Source organism: Bacillus sp. FSL M8-0166 (assembly GCF_038008825.1).
Taxonomy (GTDB): domain Bacteria; phylum Bacillota; class Bacilli; order Bacillales; family Bacillaceae; genus Bacillus; species Bacillus safensis.
In genome coordinates this window covers 1,811,934-1,828,173 of sequence record NZ_JBBOZZ010000001.1, presented here as the reverse complement: position 1 = coordinate 1,828,173, position 16,240 = coordinate 1,811,934, and the positions used below count along the sequence as shown (strand labels likewise).

The following is a 16,240-nucleotide window of genomic DNA, read 5'->3' as shown; positions in this document are numbered from 1 at the left end:
AATTCTTTCGCCTTAAAGCAGGAGCTCTCTGAGAGCATCTTTGTTTTGTGTAAGATCTTTTAGTGTGTATCGGTCAAGTACGCCTAAATAAGCAGTGAGTGCTTCATGAAGTACATGCTTTAATGAACAAATCGGGGAGATGATGCAGCTGTTTTTCTTTGGATCAAAGCATTCAACCATGACTAAATCATCCTCTGTATAACGGACAACTTCTCCAATATTAATGCTTTCTGGGCTTTTTCCAAGCCTGATCCCGCCATTTCTTCCGCGAATCGTGTCCACATACCCGCGTTTTCCAAGATGATAAATCACCTTCGTCAGATGATTTTTAGAAATGCCATAAACATCGGCGATCTGCTGAATATTTGACAGTTCATTGTTTTCTCTCGAAGCTAAATAAATGAGTACCCTTAATGAGAAATCTGTGTAATTCGTAAGTTTCATTTTGACGACCTCTAAACCTAATAGAGTTTTGTATCATCGTAACACATTTTAGACAAAAACTGTTCGAGAAAGTGTGAAATGTGACAACATTTAAAACATGTATTGTAAATATTGCTTTTATAGACTGTCATCCATTACGATAAAGATGTATTCAAAATACTTCTTTTGGAAGAAGGAATGACGATGTTATCTAAAGATCAAATGAATGCAATAAAACAATCAGCTCCTCTACTAAAAGCCGAGGGAACCAAACTTGTGACTGTTTTTTATCAAAATATGATTCGCCAGCACCCGGAGCTGCTCAATCAATTTAATAAAACAAATCTCATGAACGGAAGTCAGCCAGAGGCACTTGCTGCGACACTATATCAAGCTGCACTGCACATCGATCGATTAGAGGAATTACTTCCTGCTGTCAAACAAATTGCCCATAAGCATGTCAGTGTCATGGTCAAAAAAGAGCAGTACCCAATTGTCGGATATCATTTGATTGAAGCGATGAAAGATGTGTTTGGTTTAACAGAAGAAGATAACACTTTATTAGCTTGGAAAGCTGCATATGACATCATTGCGAATATTTTTATCACCATTGAAGCAGAAATGATGGATGAAAATGTGAAGCAGACAGGCGGATGGGCAGATGTGAAGCCGTTTGTGATTAAGAAAAAGAAGCAAGAATCTCCATCGCTTATCTCCTTTTATTTAGTGCCAGAAGATGAATCAGAGCTGCCAATATATGAAGCAGGCCAATACATTACGGTTCAGGCAAATATGCCAGGAGAAGCCTACATGTGCAGCAGACAATACAGCTTATCAGATGAGCACCATCCATCTTATTACCGCATTACAGTGAAGCGTGATGGTCATGTGTCTACATTTTTGCATGATGAAATGGAAGAAGGGGACGTTCTTCAAGTGAGTATGCCGCAGGGAATGTTCTGTTTGCAAGGAGACATAAAAGAGCCTGTTTATTTCATCAGTGCTGGGTCTGGTGTCACTCCAATGATTGGTTTAGTGAAAACTGCAGCACAAAACAGCCAGTTATTTACGATGATTCATGCAGATCGATTAGAGGATGTAAACGCTTTTGAAAATGAGTTTGAAGGCGTTCTAGCTTCAGCTTCCCACGGGCGCATCATCCTATGTAACGAACAATTTGCGCAGTCTGGAAAGGGTGAGCTTGTTGAGAAAGCGGCTTCCCGCATTGACCGTCCATTTCTTCAATCGGTGATCGGAGAAGGGAAAGGCCAATTTTATCTATGCGGTTCCCCGGTGTTTACACAGGAGATCATTCATATTCTAAAAGAGCTGGGAATTTCAGCACATAATATTCATTTCGAAGCATTTGGCGGGCAATCTACGAAAGAAATGGAAGTCGTCTAAACGGTTGGCGGAACATCATGTTTTTTTACATACGCTCATATAGTAGGGATAAGTCCGATGAGGAGGGATGGTTTCCTTGAGCGTATCTGAAAAACGTCTATTACAAAGAGCGATTGATGAAATTACAGAAATTGCAGAAGGATTTGGTCTAGATTTTTATCCGATGAGGTATGAAATCTGTCCCGCGGAAATTATTTATACGTTCGGTGCATACGGAATGCCAACACGATTCAGCCACTGGAGCTTTGGGAAGCAATTTCATAAAATGAAGCTTCATTATGATTTAGGGTTAAGCAAAATTTATGAGCTGGTGATCAATTCAAATCCTTGCTACGCCTTTCTACTTGATAACAATTCGCTCGTTCAAAATAAATTAATTGTGGCTCATGTACTGGCACACTGTGATTTCTTCAAAAATAATTGCCGTTTCCAAAACACAAAACGAGATATGGTCGAAAGCATGTCAGCGGCTGCAGAGCGGATCAAAGAATATGAGCATATCCACGGGACAAAAGAAGTCGAATCCTTTTTAGATGCCGTATTGGCTCTCCAAGAGCATATTGATCCGTCTCTTGTTCGATCAAAATTAAGCTGGAATATGGACGATGAAGAAGAATGTGAAGAAGATAAACCAAAACGTCAAACGCCTTATGATGATTTGTGGGGAATGGATGAGCCGAAGACGCATGAGAAAAAGAAAACCGTCAAGCAATTTCCGCCAAAGCCGGAAAAGGATCTTTTACTCTTTATTGAGGCGCATTCCCGGGAGCTGGAGCCGTGGCAGCGGGATGTCCTTACCATGCTGAGAGAAGAAATGCTCTATTTTTGGCCGCAGCTGGAAACAAAGATTATGAATGAAGGCTGGGCATCGTATTGGCACCAGCGGATTATGCGCGAGCTTGATTTGGATTCAAGTGAATCGATAGAGTTTGCGAAATTAAATGCAGGTGTGGTGCAGCCATCTAAAACAGGCATCAATCCTTACTATTTAGGGCTGAAGATTTTTGAAGATATCGAAGAGCGCTATGACAACCCATGTGAAGAATTAAAAAAAGCAGGGGTCACAGAAGGATCTGGCCGCAGTAAAATGTTTGAAGTCAGGGAAATTGAATCGGATATTTCCTTTATTCGAAACTACTTAACGAAAGACCTTGTCATGAGAGAAGACTTGTACTTGTTTCAAAAGCAGGGGAGAGACTATAAAGTCATTGATAAAGAATGGAAGGCGGTTCGTGACCAGCTAGTCAGCATGAGAGTGAATGGCGGCTTTCCGTATTTGACCGTGATCGATGGCGACTATTTAAAAAATAATGAACTTTATATCAAGCATTGGTATGAAGGCATTGAACTTGATCTGAAATACTTAGAAAAAGTCCTTCCGTATTTACATCAGCTGTGGGGAAGAAGTGTGCATATCGAGTCAGTTCTTGAAGGGAAAGAAGTGATGTTTTCGTATGATGGAAAAGGAGTTCATAGGAAATATCTTGCATAAAAAAGACCAAAAAAAAGATGTCTCTTAGCAGACATCTTTTTTTGCCCGTTTTATTGGTTTTTCAGCAGCTTGAAAATGTGCTTTGCTTGATCGGTGTTTTCCATCAGACCTTTTAGCTGCTGGCTTGTTGGGCCATACGCAAAGAATGGTACTTCATCACCGGTATGTCCAGATGTTGTCCAGCCTGTATGTGATCTCGTATTAATCACTTCTTCAATCGCATCATCAATTTTTACAGCATCCTTTGTTTCAGCAGCCTTTTGAATAGAGGCGATTTCCTCTTTTGTGAAATCAAGATCGATGTATTGTTTGAGCGCAGTTTCAACCGCTATGCCGCTGACAATTTTGTTTGCGATAAAGTCAGGCGTCTTTTTCGCTGCTTTTACCGGTTTGTAATCCCAGCTGCCCGAACCGTCTGCTCCGAAGGAAAGTCCGCCAGTTGAATGATCCGCAGTCGTGATGACTAACGTGTTTTTATCCTTTTTCGCAAAACGAATCGCTTCTTCAAATGCTTTTTCAAAATCCTTCATTTCGCTCATCGCACTGACAATATCATGATCATGTCCAGCCCAGTCAATTTGACTGCCTTCGACCATAAGGAAAAATCCTTTTTTGTTTTTAGACAGCTGTTTGATGGCTGAGGATGTCATGTCTTGCAGGGAAGGGGTCGTTTTATCACGATCAATGGCTTTATCGAGACCTCCATCAGCAAAAATGCCTAACACTTTTTCATTTTTGCTTTTTTGTAAGGCGGGTTTATTGGTGACATAATCATAACCGGCTTGTTTGAATTCCTTCGTCAGATCACGATCCTTCCGGACAAAATCGACAAGTCCTCCGCCAAGCATGACATCGACTGTATGCTGTTTTCCGATTTTCTCATCGAAGAAATCATCAGCGATGGCTGCTGTGTTTTTCCTAGACATATCGTGAGCGGCATACGCAGCAGGCGTAGCATTTGTTAATTCAGATGTCACGACAAGACCCGTCGATTTTCCATTGCGTTTGGCTTCTTCTAAAACGGTTTTTAATTTTTTGCCGTTTTTGTTTACACCAATGGCATTGTTGTATGTCTTTTGACCAGTAGCCATGGCTGTACCAGCTGCTGCTGAATCGGTAATGTTACTTTTAGAGTCGTCAGGGTATGTTTTATGCATGCCAGTGAGGTAAGGGTCAAACGCTGTTTGCTTTGAAAGGTCACCGTTGTGTTTAAATGAGCGGTAAGTTGAAAGATAAGGTGTTCCCATGCCATCTCCAATCAGCACGATCACATTTTGCACGTCATTTTTCGGCTTCTTTTTAGCCTCAGCTTTGTCAGCTTGTCCAAATTCAATCCCTGAAAAAATGCCAATTGATAGCACAGATGCTGCTGCCACTGCAGCGATTTTCGTTTTCGAGCTTTTCAACACACTCATTCTTTTTGCCTCCTCATTGTTTATGTATCGCTCTTACGTTTACAATGGTAGAGCAGAAGTGTGGATTCCTTTTTACAGCATCGTAAAGTTCACTTTAAAATTGTAAAGGTCCACTTTACATAGAATGAACCAAAAAGAGAAATGAATGTATCATTTATCCATGACAAGATGCGATTATTTTGTCATGATTGTGTAATAAAAATGAAATAAAAAGAACCCTAAAAAAAAATAAATTTTGCCGAATTAATAAGCATAATGTCGTAGGAAGTCAAGACTATTTCTTCTGGTATTTGATCCTTATAATAGGGAGTAGATAAAAATTCGGATCAGATAGATACATACAGGAGGAACAAATGAAAAAACAATTGATCACAGCTGCAAGTGCAGTTCTACTTGGGACGACATTATTTGCCGGAGCTGCCTCAGCACAATCAGTAAAAGTTCAAAAAGGTGACTCTCTTTCTGTTCTAGCGAAAAGATACAAAACAAGCGTGAGCAAAATTAAATCAGACAATAAGCTGAAATCTAACGTGATTTATGTTGGACAAACCTTAAAAGTGAATGGCACTTCTTCGAAAAAAGCAGTGAAAACATCAAAAACAACTACAAAAGTAAAAACGGCTTCAGCAACTGCCACTCATAAAGTTGTCAAAGGTGATACATTATCTAAGATTGGCAAAAAATACGGGATGACTGTGAAAGAGTTGAAATCGTTAAATAAACTTAAAACAGACCTCATTAAAATCGGGCAAAAGCTAAAGGTGAAAAAGACGTCTAAAGTAAAGACAACACCTGTTAAAGAAAAAACAGTCTCTACGTCTTCCTTAAACACGTCTAAGCTCATAGCAGATGCTAAAGCGCAGAACGGTACTCCATATAGATGGGGTGGAACAACACCGAAGGGCTTTGATTGCAGCGGATTTATGTGGTATATCATTAACAAACAAAAAAAGATTTCAAGACAAACAACTGAAGGTTTTTGGGGATCGATGAAAAGTGTATCCAAACCAAAAGTTGGAGATTTTGTCTTCTTTACAACGTATAAATCGGGTCCATCTCACATGGGTGTCTACCTCGGGAACAACAAGTTTATCCATGCTGCTTCTGACGGTGTAACGATCAGTGATATGACATCAAGCTATTGGAAGCCGATTTATCTTGGAGCGAAAACATTTGTAAACTAATTTATTTTAAGAGACTGCTATGAAGCAGTCTCTTTTTTCATATATCATTTGTGCCTCAGAACTGGTCTTTTCTCATAGATCATTATCAGTCTAAAGGCTTTTAAATAACAAAGTTGTGAACCCGTTTTAAAAAAAAGGGTCTTATTTTTGTTGTTTAATAAATATACTAAAAAAATATAATCTTTAATGTTGTATAATAAATAGAGGGAGACAAGTTATCAATTGAATAAGGATTGAAGAAAATCTAACCGACTTATTGACAAAATTTTCGTTGATATATAAGAATTTCCACTCTATTTTTAAAAAAAGTGTTTTCATTTTTTAATTTTCATATATAATAATTTTACGCCACCAATTTATTGCGCTAAATTTAATCTAAATATTCAGAAAATATTGTGAATTATATGAATGTGGCGTCTTTAGACTGATACTAAGTTTTGGGAGTGATGGTATGAGCAATTCGTTGTTTAGAAAAAAGAGCATTTCAGAGCTCATTGCGGCAACACAAGGGGAAAAAGCATTAAAAAAGGAATTGGGTTCATTTGATTTAACCATGCTTGGCATTGGAGCCATTATCGGGACAGGGATATTTGTTCTGACAGGTACAGGAGCCGTTACTGCGGGGCCAGGACTTGTGCTATCATTTGTCATCGCAGGTCTTGCTTGTTTGTTTGCAGCACTTTCATATGCGGAATTTGCTTCCACAGTGCCTGTATCAGGATCTGTGTACACATTTACGTACGCATCAATGGGGGAATTTCTAGCGTTTATCATTGGCTGGGATTTAATATTAGAATATATGCTGGCCGCTAGTGCCGTTTCAGCGGGCTGGTCAGGTTATTTTGTGTCTTTTTTAAATGGGATAGGGATTCATATACCAGTTGAGTTAACAGCAGCACCGGGTGGTTTAAAAGGGCAAGTGACATATTTTAATCTTCCAGCATTTATTATTTTAATGGTTATCACCTTCCTGCTGTACTTTGGTATTAAAGAATCAAAACGAGTAAATAACATCATGGTTATTATGAAAATTGCTGTGATTCTGCTCTTTATTTTAGTCGCTGTGAAATATGTAAAACCTGAAAACTGGACACCATTCGTTCCATTTGGGACATCAGGGGTCTTAAGTGCAGCAGCCCTAGTATTCTTTGCATTTATCGGGTTTGATGCAGTTGCTTCTGCGGCAGAGGAGACAAAAAATCCATCACGCAACCTGCCTAGAGGGATTATCACTTCCTTATTGATTTGTACGCTGCTTTATGTCGTTGTCAGTGCGATTATGACGGGCATCGTTCCTTTCATGAACTTTGAGGGAGTATCACATCCAGTGTCTCTCGTGTTACAAGTAGCCGGACAAAACTGGGTGGCTGGTATTGTGGATGTCGGAGCGATTCTAGGAATGACAACCGTGATGCTTGTCATGCTGTACGGCCAGACACGCGTGATGTTTGCCATGTCTCGTGATGGCTTGGTGCCAAAGGCTCTATCAAAAGTTCACCCAAAGCATAAAACACCTTACATCAATACACTGTTTTTTGGTACATTGTCAGCATTAATGGGTGGATTTATTCCACTTGATGAGCTGGCAAGCCTAGTGAACATCGGGACACTATCAGCTTTCATTTTGATTTCAGTGGCAGTCATTGTGATGAGAAAAACGCAGCCGGACTTACCGAGAGCATTCAGATGCCCAGCAGTTCCGCTAATTCCAATCTTAGCTATTCTATCTTGCGGATTGCTCATTTATAAGCTTGGTGCAATCACTTTTGTTCGCTTCTTAATCTGGCTTGTCATTGGGCTGGTTGTGTATTTCTTATATTCAAGAAAGCACTCAGAATTGAATAAAAAATAAAAAAAAGCCCGTGCTACTTGGTGCAGTCAAGTAACACGGGCTTTTGCTTTTGAGTATTGATTAAAAACCTAACTGAAGATCGACATCGATTGATACGATGGCATAGACACAAACAATGACAAAGATATTCAGTACGACACCGAGGAAACCTGGACCCGTACGGCCTTTTTTAATGAACAGTTCAATAATGCCAAATGGAACTGCGGCCATTGCAAAAGGAAGCATTTGAAAAGAATAAAATGTCACGTTGCTGATAATGGCGAGGTTCAGCATGAGCAGGGATAATATCGCTGTGCCGACAGAAATCCAGCCAAATACATTATGCTCTTTAAAAATTCTTACCAATTCCATAATTCCACCTCGCTCACTTTTGCCGTTTTGATACGTTTTGTCTTCACAAATTTCTCAATTTCTTTAGAAGGTCCAGTGACCACAGAGCCATAAACCGTGACGCCATTTTGATCGATATAGCGTATACGATTAGACAGATCAAGATCAGGTCTGCCAGAGATCGTTGTTGCCCATGTCGGGTGCTGATTGACATAAGCAAGGGCATCTTTGAATTGATCTACCTCAGTTTTTGATGTGTGCTGAAGCTCTTTTAAAAATTCAGAGTCCTTCCCAGGAAAGCCGATCGGCCGCTGATTTCCACTTAATGAATCCTCTGTTTTAATCGCATTCCACAGCACTTTCATATCGTATTTTTTAGCAAAGGAATAAACATCCTTTGGTGTGTAAGCTTTGTCATAGGATACATACACTTCACTTACTGTTCCTTCAGGAAGCTTGTCTAACGTAGTGAGTGTTTGTTTTTTTGAGGCATCTGCCTGCGCCGAAGGATGGGTAAAGAAACCTTCCGTTTCGCGTGCGCTGTCACCATAATAAGAGATGGTAGGCTGCTTTAATTTATCGAAAAACATCTCGATTTGTTCACTGCCAATGGCTTCTGTTTTATTGCCAATTTGCTTTTGCAGCTTCAATTCGGTGTTCATCCCAAAAAGTTTGACCTGACCTTTTAAATCCTTCATATCAATGGCCACGTTTGGTTTGGTCAAAGCGACGGTGACAGCGGCTGTTTCCATGAAGTGATTGCCTTTGCTCTCGGCTCCGCCAACGCCGTAGTATAGATAACTTCCTAATGTACAAAGCGGTAAAATAATGAGTGTCGATATGACAGCAAGTACAGAAATACGTAAATATGATTTTCTTTTTCCGTATTGTAAAATGGCTTTTTGCTTCTCAGGACTGATGGAAAAATCTGTCCAATCCGAGTCGTTCAGTTCCTGGCTTAAGCGTTTTTCGTTTTCTTCAAGCTCTTCCTCAAACGCTATCATTTCTTCCTCATTCATCTCACCATTATTATATTGTTCCCATCGCTTGTTAAACTCTTCATTCATCATTAACACCTCTGTTGTAAAGTGCTTTTAGGCGCTGCCTTGCACGAAATAAAACACTTTTAAAATTTGCTTCAGTAATATTCATGACCTTGGATGCTTCCTTGTAATTTAGTTCTTTTAAATAATACAATGTCAACGCTTCCTTGTAGTTATCTGGAAGCTGCTCCAAATACATGGTGAGGACTTCTTTTATTTCAACCTGTTCAGCAGGGCTTTGTACAGACGTTTGTAAAAGACCGCCAATGAGGTCATCCGATATGGTCACTTCTTTTTTATGTTTCCTGACATAATCAATAAAAGCATTTCGTGCCACCTGAAATAACCAAGGTTTCACTTTGCTATGGTCGTAGGAATGAATATGTATATAAGCACGCATAAAGGTTTCCTGCAATAAGTCTTCTGCCAGATGTTTGTCTTTTGTCATGGAGAGCAGAAACCTGTAAACATCGTTCATATACATTTGATAAATTTCATCGATCGTCACTGATTTTTCTCCCCTCTATGTTATACACGCATAAGAAAGGCATAAAGTTGCACGAAACTTCTCATTACCGTACATTACTCATTTCTTTCGCCGAATCAAAATCATTTCTCCTTATCATAGCGAAATTTGCATCATTTATAAAGCATTTTCAATAGAACAAATCAAGAAAAAACATCGAAAAACGACAAAATTGGACACAATTCCTATTCTATTCTCCCCTAAAACCTTGTGCTTGAATACAGACAGAGCGTTCATTTTAAACGAAAAAGACAGGGAGAATTGGGGTGTTTATAAATTTTTAGTACCAGGTAATAAAAAATTTGTTATAATAGAGACAAATCCTTCATTCTTCAAACAAAGGAAGTGCACTATGTATAAATTTTCAGGCTATACCATCAAAGTATTATTTGGTCTCCGAGGTGGAATCAAAGTATATCAAAAAGAGAATCTGCCAACTGATCGGGGGTTTGTCATTGCTTGTACACATGAGGGTTTTGTGGATGTTCTTGCATTAGGCGCAGGGATTCTTCCGTTTGAGATCCACTACATGGCGAAAAAAGAATTGTTTGCAAATAAATGGATCGGTGGATTTTTAAAAAAGATTCATGCCTTTCCAGTTGATCGAGAGAATCCTGGGCCAAGCAGTATTAAAACGCCCATTAAATTATTAAAAGAGGGAAAGATCGTTGGGATTTTTCCAAGCGGAACACGTACAACAGAGGATGTTCCTTTAAAAAGAGGGGCGGTTACCATTGCGCAGCTCGGTAAAGCGCCAATTGTTCCAGCCGCATACAAAGGACCTTCAAATGCGAAAAGTCTTTTCAAAAAAGGGAAAATGCGCTTAATCATCGGTGAACCGATTGAGCTGTCTGAATTTGACCATCTGCCGCCAAAAGAAAGATTAGGTGCCATGACGGAAGTATTAAACACGAGAATCAAAGAGCTAGAAGCTCAATTAATGGAAAAGGCATAAGAAAAACGACCGCTTGCTTAGGCAAGGGTCGTTTTTTTCTTAAGAAGCGCCTTCTTCAGCTGCTTCTAATAATTGTTCATTTAACTTTTTTACTTCGATGTATGCCACATGGTGTCCATCGACTTCATTAATAATAAATTCATAGCCTTGTTCACGAATGGCGTCATTTTTCTCTACTTCATATTTCTGAGTAAGGAACCAGCCGCCGATTGTGTCGACCTCTTCATTATCAAGCTGTATACCTAATAGCAAGTTGACTTGATCAACAAGGACCTTGCCATCAAAGATGTAATGGTCTTCTCCAAGTTTACGCACTTCGTTGATTTCATCAATGTCGAATTCATCACGAATTTCACCAACGATTTCTTCAAGAATGTCTTCAACGGTCACAAGACCTGCTGTACCGCCATATTCATCTGATAAAATGGCCATGTGTACACGTTCACGCTGCATTTTGAGCAGTAAATCATGAACAGGAACCGTTTCAATCACATGAATAATCGGATTGACAAACTTTTCGATCGTATCGCTTGTAGAACACTCACCGCTAATGCAGGCAGTGAGAACCTCTTTAATGTTTAAAACACCGATCATATTGTCTTTGTCGCCATCTTCAATTGGATAACGTGTATATTTCTCTACCTTTGTTACCTTCAGCATTTCCTCAATGGTAATATCATGAGGGAAGCTGACAACTTCGGTACGAGGAATCATAATTTCTTTCGCCAGACGGTCATCAAATTCGAAAATTTTATTTACATATTTGAATTCAGACTGGTTAATTTCGCCGCTTTTATAGCTCTCTGATAAAATAATCCGCAATTCTTCTTCAGAGTGCGCCATGTCATGCTCAGAAACTTGCTGAAGACCGAACGCTTTCGTTAACAAACGAGCAGATCCATTTAATACCCAGATAAACGGGAACATCACTTTGTAAAAAATCATGAGCGGTCTAGCAAAAAGAAGGGATACTTGCTCTGCCTTTTGAATGGCGAGTGTTTTTGGTGCAAGTTCTCCAACCACAACGTGTAAAAACGTCATAATACTAAACGCAATAATAAAAGTGACAATAGAACTAGCTGATTGAGGAATGGACAGCTCTACAAATAGTGGAGCAAGCATGTGCGCAATTGTTTCTTCCCCTAACCAACCAATACCAAGGGCGGTAATGGTAATACCGAGCTGACAGGCTGACAGATACTCATCAAGGTGAGTCGTGACATGCTTGACAGCAACTGCTGTTTTATTACCTTCTGCGATTAACTGATCAATTCTTGAGCTTCTTAAGCGAATGATCGCAAACTCTGATGCAACGAAAAACGCGGTTAAAGCTATAAGCAAAGCAACTATAAGTAAATTAACTATGTCCAATTAAGGCCTTCGTTCTGACTTTGAGAACGAAGGTAACACCTCCTGTTTAGTAAAAATTTTAACTTAACAGCAGTAAAAATGATTGGACAGCCGTCATCTTTTCAGGTGTAAGCTGCTCTTTTAGTTTTTCACGTTGTTCTGGCTGAAGCTGCTTACAACGTGCCAAAATGCGGTCCATATGCTCATTCATCCGATCGATATCAGAGGTTAAATGGACAAGTTCATCATGATCTTCCTTTTGAGAAGGGAATTGTTCATCTAATCTGGATTTGATGTCAGAAAGAGCCAATCTCTGCTGTTTGCAAAGAACGATTAATTGTAATCGTTTTAAAGCATATTCATCGTAATAACGATAATTTGAGCAAGATCTAACAGGTGCAAGCAAACCTAGGTTTGTATAATAATCTACAGTTCGTTTCGTCACCTGTGCAATCTGTGCTAGTTCACCAATACGATACTTTTTCTCAGCCCCATCTGAACATCTCCTCCTAACCGTCACGTTATAGTTTATGAAAATAGTTTAATATAATTCTAGTCTGAAACACAAGTTAATTGTTCATATTTCCTGACAATAAGAAGAAACAGAGGAGGATTTCCCTCAATTTAGTCAGTCATGTCAAAAATAACATGACGATACAGGAATTTTCAGATTATTTATGATAAGATAAAATGAATACCGTTTCATATATATGTAGAGAGGCGGAATTTTACGTGAACCGGAGGTGGTTAAGTGGGACCCTCAATATAGTCTTATTTAATCAGTTAACCGTTTTGCAAAACATAACATCATCAATCAGGAGGTGACTCCTTGTTCTTCTAAGAAAGAGCAAGGTTAAATGGACGATATTGTTAATCTGAGTATAGTCGGTGTTTTGATTGCTTTAACAGCTTTCTTTGTTGCATCTGAATTTGCCATAGTAAAGGTGAGAAGCTCAAGAATTGATCAGCTTGTTGCCGAAGGGTCCAAAAAGGCCATCGTGGCGAAAAAGGTGACATCAAGGCTGGATGAATATTTGTCAGCCTGTCAGCTCGGTATTACAGTGACATCCCTTGGTTTAGGGTGGATTGGTAAGCCAGCTGTAAAAGAACTTTTGGTTCGAGGTTTTGGTTTGACAAACATTCCTGATTCAGCAATCAGCCTGATCTCAGCAACACTTGCGTTCTCTATTATTACTTTTTTGCATGTAGTTGTAGGTGAGCTGGCACCAAAAACGCTTGCCATTCAAAAGGCGGAAAAAATGACGCTATGGCTGTCAGGCCCGCTGCATGCATTTTATATCCTTATGTTCCCTTTCATTTATGTGTTAAACGGGTCAGCACGTGTGCTAACTAAAATGATGGGCATCGATATGGGATCTGAAAAAGAACATTCCCATTCTGAAGAGGAATTGAAGATTTTATTATCTGAGAGCTTAAAAAATGGGGAAATCAACCCATCAGAATATAATTATATGAACAAGATTTTCGATTTCGATAATCGAATTGCCAGAGAGATCATGATACCGCGGAGAGAAATTTGTGCGATTCCAGAAGATATGCCGTTAGATGATATCCTTGCCATTATGACGCAGGAAAAGTATACACGTTTCCCTGTGTTTTCAGGAGATAAAGACCATGTCATCGGCATGCTGAACAAAAAGCAGCTCTTCGCAGATCTTGTGTATCAAGGAGAAAAAGATCAACTGAAAATTCAAGATTATATATATCCAGTGATTGAGGTCATCGACACGATCCCTATTCAAGAGCTTCTCGTCAAGATGCAGCGTGATAGAATGCATATGGCGATCTTAACTGACGAATATGGCGGAACGTCTGGACTTGTCACAACGGAAGATATTTTAGAAGAGATTGTCGGAGATATTCGAGATGAATTCGATGAAGATGAGCAGCCAGTAATTCAAAAAAGAGCCGATCATCATTATGTTTTAGATGGCAAAGTGAGATTAGATGAAGTTCAAGATTTGATCGAGATCTCTTATCATGATGAGGAAATTGATACAATCGGCGGGCTTATTTTAAAAGAGAATATTGATATCCGAGAAGGACAATCCATCTATCTGGATGATATTCGGATGAAAGTGCTGGAAATGGATGGACGCTACGTTAAAAAGATCGATTTGAAAAAAGGCGTCACATCGTCAGAAAAAGGCAGTGCACGCACTGGGCTTGATATAAAGGAGCCGCTGCTAGTAAACGAAATGACCTTGAGCGAAAAATAAGCTCAAGGTTTTTTTAGGTATTTAGTCTCTTTATAACGAATGTACGTTCGGTGTATAATAAGAACAAACGTTCGTTAAAGGGGGATGGACATGCTTTGGTATGAAACAGCAAGTATCACGGAGAAAAAAACCTCAATGAAACGAATTGAGTTTCATTTAAAGAATTTCAAAAATTATCAAGCAGCGATCTTAAATATCGAAAGGCAGCTTGAAAAAAGAAGCCCGCATCATCTCGACCACATGACTCGGAAAAAGTTAGAAGAACAAAAAAGTCAGTATGAACTCATCGTTGCTTGTATTGAAACGGCATTAAAAGAGTTGGACGAAATAGAGCAGCAGCTCATCGATTACAAATATTTTCGAGATTGGCGGATGGCAAAGTGTGCAATGGAAATTGGCTATAGTGAAAAAACACTCTTTTTGATGAAGCGCCAGCTCATGGATCAGCTGCTCATCAGCTTAGCCGCCATTACCAATATTTAAAAAAGATGCTGTCCTATTTGATAAAACGCAGCAAAGAGACATAAAGACCCGATGATTGTCACCAATAAGTAGACAGTAAGTTGTCCAATTTGCCGCTCATGCAGCATGGCCGCAGCCTCTACACTAAATGTAGAGAATGTTGTAAAACCACCGAAAAACCCAGTCCCAATGATCATAAGCAGCGGATCATTGTTAGTCACTGTACCTGTCAGTAAACCTAAACCGGCAGCACCGAGTAAGTTGATAAGAATAATACTATACGGAAAATGAGTATGAAACTTGGTTTTCTGAATCGATTGACTGAGGAAAAAACGAAGGGCACTGCCCATCCCGCCAGCCACAGCTGTATAAAATACAATCATTTATCTGCTTCCTTTCGGCTGCTCATTTTGATGAAAGAGACGCTGAGCGGTGATCAGTCCACATAAGGCAGCGCCCACTCCAGCAATCACTGAGAGTACAATGTACATGACACTTGATGTGAACAGTCCATCCTGTAATAAGAGAACCGTTTCTTTAGAAAAAGTGGACATTGTCGTAAAACCACCGCAAAATCCTGTTCCGATCAAAGCAGCAAGATATTTTTTTCCCTTCCGAAACATAAAATACCCTGTTGAAAAGCCAAGAAGCAGACTGCCTGTAATGTTTTCAATCAGTGTTGCATAGGGGAATGTCTGGCTGACAATGGATTGGCTAAGTTCATATCTGCAAAGTGTACCAACCAGTCCACCGATAAATACGGCGAGATATGCTTTCATTTACATCATTTCTCCTTTAGAAAAAATGGCGGGTAATCCGTCACCACTCCATCAATGGGGTATGTTTTCATCCTGTCGGCTGTTTTTTGGTCTTTCACTGTCCATATAAAGACATCCATTCCAAATGAGTGGATGCGATCAATCCACCATCTGTTGATCATCGTTTTCTTCATATTAAGGCAATCCGCAAAGGAGCTGTACTCCGCTAATTTCCTTTTCGTCAGTTTGAAGGCAGAGGGTTTTATAATAAAAGCTGTTCGAAGAGAAGGGGCGTAAGCTTTGACTCTTTGAAGTGCATTGGCATCAAAAGATTGAACCATGATGTGACGGGAATAGGCAAACCGGTTGATGATGTCGACAACTGCCTTTTCAATCCCAATCTGCTGTTTTGGATGCTTGATCTCAATCAGTATCCCGACACGTTGACTGTATTTTTCAAGAATTTCTTGTAATATAGGAATTCGTTCGTTGGCGTACTGAGAATCAAACCAGCTCCCTGCATCCAGTTTCTTCAGCTGATCAAGTGTATAACTTTTCACTAAGCCGCTTCCGTTCGTCGTTCGATCAACGGTATCATCATGGATGACGGCTACGTGCTGATCCATTGTCAGCTGGACATCTAACTCAATATAATCCGCACCTTGCTGAACAGCTAAATCAAATGCGGCAATTGTATTTTCTGGGGCAGCGCTTGAAGACCCTCTATGCGCGATAATATACACATGCTCCAGCTCCTGACATAAGTTCTGGTCTTATCATATCAAATTTTTGCTGCTTTTCCTTCT

Annotated in this window: 17 protein-coding genes; 7 read left to right on the top strand and 10 right to left on the bottom strand. The window is 39.6% G+C overall.

Annotated features, from left to right (window positions below; all coding sequences use genetic code 11):
* Positions 1-12 precede the first annotated feature (12 nt).
* Entirely contained in the window at positions 13-444 is a 432-nt protein-coding gene (locus tag NSS92_RS09680) for an Rrf2 family transcriptional regulator (protein ID WP_267585904.1), read from the bottom strand.
* 183 nt (positions 445-627) lie between these two features.
* Between NSS92_RS09680 and NSS92_RS09675 the strand changes: the two genes are divergently transcribed.
* Positions 628-1,827, top strand: a complete 1,200-nt coding sequence (locus NSS92_RS09675; protein ID WP_340867546.1) for a globin domain-containing protein — start codon at positions 628-630, stop codon at positions 1,825-1,827.
* 67 nt (positions 1,828-1,894) lie between these two features.
* Positions 1,895-3,319 carry a SpoVR family protein gene (locus NSS92_RS09670; protein ID WP_445661638.1) on the top strand — a complete coding sequence of 475 codons (1,425 nt, stop codon included), beginning with the start codon at positions 1,895-1,897 and terminating at the stop codon, positions 3,317-3,319.
* Positions 3,320-3,369: 50 nt separating this feature from the next.
* Here NSS92_RS09670 and NSS92_RS09665 read toward each other — a convergent pair whose 3' ends face one another.
* A complete protein-coding gene (locus NSS92_RS09665; protein WP_340867542.1) occupies positions 3,370-4,734 on the bottom strand; it encodes an alkaline phosphatase in 1,365 nt (454 codons plus the stop codon).
* 353 nt (positions 4,735-5,087) lie between these two features.
* Between NSS92_RS09665 and NSS92_RS09660 the strand changes: the two genes are divergently transcribed.
* Positions 5,088-5,918 carry a C40 family peptidase gene (locus tag NSS92_RS09660; RefSeq protein ID WP_340867540.1) on the top strand — a complete coding sequence of 277 codons (831 nt, stop codon included), beginning with the start codon at positions 5,088-5,090 and terminating at the stop codon, positions 5,916-5,918.
* Between the two features lie 451 nt (positions 5,919-6,369).
* Positions 6,370-7,770 (top strand): amino acid permease, encoded by a 1,401-nt coding sequence (locus NSS92_RS09655; protein WP_267585908.1) that lies wholly within the window; start codon positions 6,370-6,372, stop codon positions 7,768-7,770.
* 60 nt (positions 7,771-7,830) lie between these two features.
* On the opposite strand, the gene NSS92_RS09650 is transcribed toward NSS92_RS09655, so the two are convergent.
* Genes NSS92_RS09650 through NSS92_RS09640 form a run of 3 tightly spaced genes read right to left on the bottom strand, consistent with a single transcriptional unit; the run spans position 7,831 to position 9,651 of the window.
* Positions 7,831-8,121, bottom strand: a complete 291-nt coding sequence (locus tag NSS92_RS09650; protein ID WP_024425288.1) for a hypothetical protein — start codon at positions 8,119-8,121, stop codon at positions 7,831-7,833.
* Entirely contained in the window at positions 8,109-9,167 is a 1,059-nt protein-coding gene (locus NSS92_RS09645; RefSeq protein ID WP_267585909.1) for an anti-sigma factor, read from the bottom strand. Before NSS92_RS09645 ends, NSS92_RS09650 begins: the two co-directional genes overlap by 13 nt.
* Positions 9,160-9,651, bottom strand: a complete 492-nt coding sequence (locus NSS92_RS09640) for a sigma-70 family RNA polymerase sigma factor (RefSeq protein WP_024425287.1) — start codon at positions 9,649-9,651, stop codon at positions 9,160-9,162. The genes NSS92_RS09645 and NSS92_RS09640 overlap by 8 nt, the downstream gene beginning before the upstream one ends.
* 370 nt (positions 9,652-10,021) lie before the next feature.
* Here NSS92_RS09640 and NSS92_RS09635 point away from each other — a divergent pair, with 370 nt between their 5' ends.
* The gene (locus NSS92_RS09635) at positions 10,022-10,624 is read left to right on the top strand and encodes a lysophospholipid acyltransferase family protein (protein WP_267585910.1); all 603 of its coding nucleotides are present in this window, start codon (positions 10,022-10,024) and stop codon (positions 10,622-10,624) included.
* Between the two features lie 39 nt (positions 10,625-10,663).
* Here NSS92_RS09635 and NSS92_RS09630 read toward each other — a convergent pair whose 3' ends face one another.
* Together NSS92_RS09630 and NSS92_RS09625 are read right to left on the bottom strand one after the other, a co-directional pair.
* Positions 10,664-11,995: a hemolysin family protein gene (locus tag NSS92_RS09630; protein ID WP_048238362.1), complete on the bottom strand. Its 1,332-nt coding sequence runs from the start codon at positions 11,993-11,995 to the stop codon at positions 10,664-10,666.
* 58 nt (positions 11,996-12,053) lie between these two features.
* Positions 12,054-12,494, bottom strand: a complete 441-nt coding sequence (locus tag NSS92_RS09625; protein WP_034667702.1) for a MerR family transcriptional regulator — start codon at positions 12,492-12,494, stop codon at positions 12,054-12,056.
* A 337-nt stretch (positions 12,495-12,831) separates the two neighbouring features.
* Between NSS92_RS09625 and NSS92_RS09620 the strand changes: the two genes are divergently transcribed.
* Both NSS92_RS09620 and NSS92_RS09615 read left to right on the top strand, forming a co-directional pair.
* Positions 12,832-14,214, top strand: coding sequence for a hemolysin family protein (locus NSS92_RS09620; protein ID WP_340867528.1), 1,383 nt, complete (start codon positions 12,832-12,834; stop codon positions 14,212-14,214).
* Between the two features lie 90 nt (positions 14,215-14,304).
* Positions 14,305-14,697 (top strand): hypothetical protein, encoded by a 393-nt coding sequence (locus tag NSS92_RS09615; protein ID WP_034282242.1) that lies wholly within the window; start codon positions 14,305-14,307, stop codon positions 14,695-14,697.
* Here the strand turns inward: NSS92_RS09615 and crcB (NSS92_RS09610) are convergent.
* Genes crcB (NSS92_RS09610) through NSS92_RS09600 form a run of 3 tightly spaced genes read right to left on the bottom strand, consistent with a single transcriptional unit; the run spans position 14,694 to position 16,177 of the window.
* Positions 14,694-15,059 carry a fluoride efflux transporter CrcB gene (gene crcB / locus NSS92_RS09610; protein ID WP_340867517.1) on the bottom strand — a complete coding sequence of 122 codons (366 nt, stop codon included), beginning with the start codon at positions 15,057-15,059 and terminating at the stop codon, positions 14,694-14,696. The two genes, NSS92_RS09615 and crcB (NSS92_RS09610), sit on opposite strands and share 4 nt — an antisense overlap.
* A complete protein-coding gene (gene crcB / locus NSS92_RS09605) occupies positions 15,060-15,455 on the bottom strand; it encodes a fluoride efflux transporter CrcB (protein WP_267585913.1) in 396 nt (131 codons plus the stop codon).
* A 5-nt stretch (positions 15,456-15,460) separates the two neighbouring features.
* Positions 15,461-16,177 carry a glycerophosphodiester phosphodiesterase gene (locus NSS92_RS09600; RefSeq protein WP_340867515.1) on the bottom strand — a complete coding sequence of 239 codons (717 nt, stop codon included), beginning with the start codon at positions 16,175-16,177 and terminating at the stop codon, positions 15,461-15,463.
* Between the last annotated feature and the right edge of the window lie 63 nt (positions 16,178-16,240).